A 3,898-nucleotide genomic window follows, 5' to 3' on the forward strand; every position below is an offset into this window, starting at 1 on the left:
ACGGTGGGGCGCGTCTTGCCGTGCGCGCCGCGCCGGGTGCGCCTGGCAAAAGCTTCAGCATGCTGAGCGCCGCACGCCATATTATATGAAGGCAGGTTTTTGGCAACCCGGCTCACTGCGCGACCGGCGGCCGTCCTGAACAGGACATTGGAGCCCCAGGATTGCCATGTCTCTCGTTCTGTTTTTGAGTTGGCGGCATCCATGCAAAAAGGGCGCAGGGAAGGGCAGTGCTCTGCATTTCGTTTCTTCCCTGATTTTTCGGCGGAACAGCAAGAAAACTCTGAAATGGCGCTTTGTTAAAACACCTGGCGAAAATGTGGAAACATAATTTATATTTATTTTTTGTTTTCAATGGGATATATATCAAGCCGTCATAAGGAAAAGCTGGGACTGACGCGCTTTTGTGCGACACGCCCCATGAGGACGCCGGGGCGGGCGATAAAGGCGGGCCGGGCTGTATTGCCAATGCTGTGCCGGGCGTTGTATGAAGAACCATGCGATGTTCGTCCTTCCCATGCGCCGGCCTGAAGGCGCGTGTCACTTTCTCAAGAACGGCGGTTTCAGTGATTCGCTCGTCTGCTTTTTTTCTTGTTATTCTGGCTGTTTTCTTCTGCACCTCTTCCGTTGCTGCAAGTCGCAATGCGGCATCCGGGGCCGCGGTTCCTCTTTTTCAGGGGCAGCGCAGTCTTGGGGGCCAAAGCGGCGCAGAGGCGAAAGCCGCCAGCGGGCAAGCCGGTGGTGTGCGCGGCATAACCATGCCGGATGCCGTGAATCAGGCCCTGGAGCATAATCCGAGCCTGGGTTCGCAGGAGGCGCAGGGCCGCTCATCAGAGGAAAGCCGCAAGTCAGCCCGTGGGGCTTTTGGTCCCAGGCTTGGCATGAGCTATTCTGTTGCCAAACAGGAACGGGACAGTACCGTGCGCAACGCCGAGCCGCCCAAAATGGGTACGTACAGTTGGGGCGTGGAGGTTTCTCAGCCGGTTTTTCAGGGATTTCGTCTGCTGGCAAATTATCAGAAAGCGGCCTTGCAGGCCGACAGTGATAAAGCGGCTTTGCGCAATGCCGAGCTTGCCATGACAGAGCAGGTGCAGACCCAGTTTCTGAATTTCTTGCGCTACGAAGAAAGTGTGCGCAGCGAGCGCGACGCTCTTGCGCGTTTGCGCGATCAGTTGCGCATTACCACGGCTTTTTTTGACGTGGGCTTGCGCCCGCGTCTGGATGTGCTCCAGGCCGAAGTCGATGTGCGACAGGCTGAAAATGCGGTAATCAAGGCCGAAAACAGCCGTGACACCAGTCTGGCGAAGCTGAACACACTGCTGGGTTTTTCGGCTACGGCGGGAATCGGGTATGCGGGGCAATTGGCCCATGTGCCTTTTACGCGCTCTCTTGAGCAGTGCCTTGAGGCGGCGTACCGCCAGCGTCCTGACCTTTATATGGCCGCCAGGTCTGTGGAGATTGCCGGCAAGAGCCAGCAGGCTGTGCAGAGCGACTATTATCCGCAGGTTGAGGCATATTATAATGTAACCCAGAGCGGCAACACCCCCGATCTGCAAAAGGACGGCGCCAGCGGCTCCCGCACGCAGACCTGGGAAGTGGGCGCACGCGCCACCTGGAACGCCTTTCAGTGGGGCACGACCTATTATGCTGACAAGGAAGCGGGCTGGCTTGTGACCAAGATGCGCTATGAGGCTGAAAATCTGAAGCTTAACGTTGGTTACGATATCAAGTCCAAGCTTCTTGCCGTCCATGAGGCGGAAAAGCGCATCAACGTGGCCGAAAAGGCCGTAGAGCAGGCCACCGAGGCGTACAATGTGGCTCTGGCCCGCTACCAGGAACAGGTGGGTACGAACTTTGACGTGCTGGACGCCTCATCCAAACTTACTTCGGCCCAGGCTTCGCTCACGGGCGCCAAGGCCGACTATCTTACAGCCCTGTCCCAACTGTATGTGGCAATGGGCGAATTTAAACCTGACCTGATGCGGCGCGACCGGTAAACGGCTTCGCGCCCAAGCACAAGCGATAGAGGAATGAAAGAACCCTACCTTACCATCACGCCCCTCGGGGGCCTTGGAGAAATCGGCCTTAACTGCCAATTGTGGGAAACCGCCGGCGGCGTGGTCATGGTGGACTGCGGACTCATGTTTCCCGATGACGCCCATCTGGGCGTGGACGTGGTCATCCCGCACTTTGGCGCGGTGAGCGCCATCAAGGACAAGCTGCTCGGCATCGTGCTCACCCACGGTCATGAGGATCATATCGGGGCCTTGCCCTGGCTTGTACCCGAGCTGAAAGGCACGCGCATTTACGGTTCGCGTTTTACCCTTGCCCTGGTGGAGCACAAGCTGCGCGAGCGTGAAATTCTTGACTGGGTGGAACTTTGCCCCGTGGATGCCCGCACTGTGCTGCCGTTGGGCGACCTGACGTTTCATTTTTTTCCGGTCTGTCATTCCATTCCCGAAGGTTTCGGCCTGGGGGTGGAGACGCCGGTGGGGCGTGTGGTTCATAGCGGTGACTTCAAGATTGACCCCCATCCTCTGGACGGCACAGGCACGGACCTGGATGTCTTCAGGGGCTTTGCCGGCCCGCAGGGCGCGCGCCTGCTGCTTTCGGATTCCACCAACGTCATGCGTGAGGGCCGCTCCCTTACGGAGCGTGAAGTGAAGGACTCGCTGGAAAAGATTTTTTCCAGTGCCGAAGGCCGCATTGTCATTACGCTTTTCTCAAGCCACATTCAGCGGATTCAGGAAGTTTTCGATCTGGCGCGCGAATACGGGCGCACGGTTGTCATAAGCGGCAAGTCACTGGCCAATAATATCGAAATGGCCCGGGATCTGGGCTTTGCCAAGTTGCCGCCTTCTTTTTTCAATGCCCATAACGGGGTTCCCGACCTGCCGGACAATCAGATCGTGCTGGTGGTCACGGGCGCGCAGGGCGAGCCTTTGTCGGCCCTGTCGCGCATGGTGCTCGGCGGCCACAGGCAGCTTGAGGTGCGCAAGGGCGATACGGTGGTCATGAGTTCGCGCATGATACCGGGCAATGCCAAGGCCGTGGCGAAGCTTATTAACGAAATGTACCGCATCGGCGCGGAAGTGCTGTATGAAAGTGTCCACGCCATCCATGCTTCGGGGCATGCCCAGCGCGAAGAACTGCGCGAGATGTTCGAGGCCGTGCGTCCGAAACTTTTTGTGCCGGTTCACGGGGAGTATCAGCACCTGGTCAAGCATGGCCGCCTGGCCGTGGAGTGTGGGGTAAAGGAAGAAAACGTCATTCTGCTGGAAGACGGGCAGCCCTTGACCCTGCTGGAGGATTCCTTCAGGCTTGAACAGAAAGTGCCTGTGGAATGTACCCTTGTGGACGGCAAGGGCGTAGGCGATGTGGGCTATGCCGTGCTGCGCGAGCGCCGCATTCTTGGCGATGAGGGTATGGTTATCGTTGTGCTGGTGGTGGATTCTGAAACCGGCAGCGTGTTGCACGGGCCGGAAATGATCTCCAAGGGCTTTGTGTTCGAGCAGCATTACAGCCATCTGCTGGAAGACGCCAAATGCCTCGTGCTGGATGAGATTGAGGCCGCGCGGCCAGGGCAGCTCAACCGCATGCAGGAGGGCATCCGCTCTTCGCTGCGGCGCTTCTTCCGCCGTGTGCTGGAACGTGATCCCGTGGTCGTGCCTATCATCAGCGAAGTGTAAGGGGATTCAGGGCTGTCGTTGTCCAGCAAAGGACGCGGCAGGCCCTTTTTCGGTTTGGCGGCCCGTGCTGCCTGTTGCGCCAACACGGCAGAGCCGCCGCGACGAAATCCGATCCGAAGAGCCGGTGTGGCGATAATCCGATCCGAGCTGTCCCCTCACACCGACACCCTGCGTCTCACGCCCGGCACTTCACATCTGCCTCCCGACATCTG

Annotated in this window: 2 protein-coding genes; both read left to right on the forward strand. The window is 58.5% G+C overall.

The annotated features are described in order from the left end of the window. The first annotated feature begins 563 nt into the window (after nt 1-563). Complete coding sequence (locus V6C16_RS08955; RefSeq protein WP_333535748.1) at nt 564-1,994, forward strand: TolC family protein; 1,431 nt, start codon at nt 564-566, stop codon at nt 1,992-1,994. Nucleotides 1,995-2,027: 33 nt separating this feature from the next. Next, nucleotides 2,028-3,686 (forward strand): ribonuclease J, encoded by a 1,659-nt coding sequence (locus V6C16_RS08960; RefSeq protein WP_333535746.1) that lies wholly within the window; start codon nt 2,028-2,030, stop codon nt 3,684-3,686. Nucleotides 3,687-3,898: the final 212 nt, after the last annotated feature.

The sequence above is a fragment of the Desulfovibrio sp. 1188_IL3213 genome, from assembly GCF_036763145.1.
GTDB lineage: Bacteria > Desulfobacterota > Desulfovibrionia > Desulfovibrionales > Desulfovibrionaceae > Desulfovibrio.

Excerpts from the sequence above, each read along its gene's own strand:
- V6C16_RS08960 (WP_333535746.1), top strand. The coding sequence starts at position 2,028 with ATGAAAGAACCCTACCTTACCATCACGCCCCTCGGGGGCCTTGGAGAA.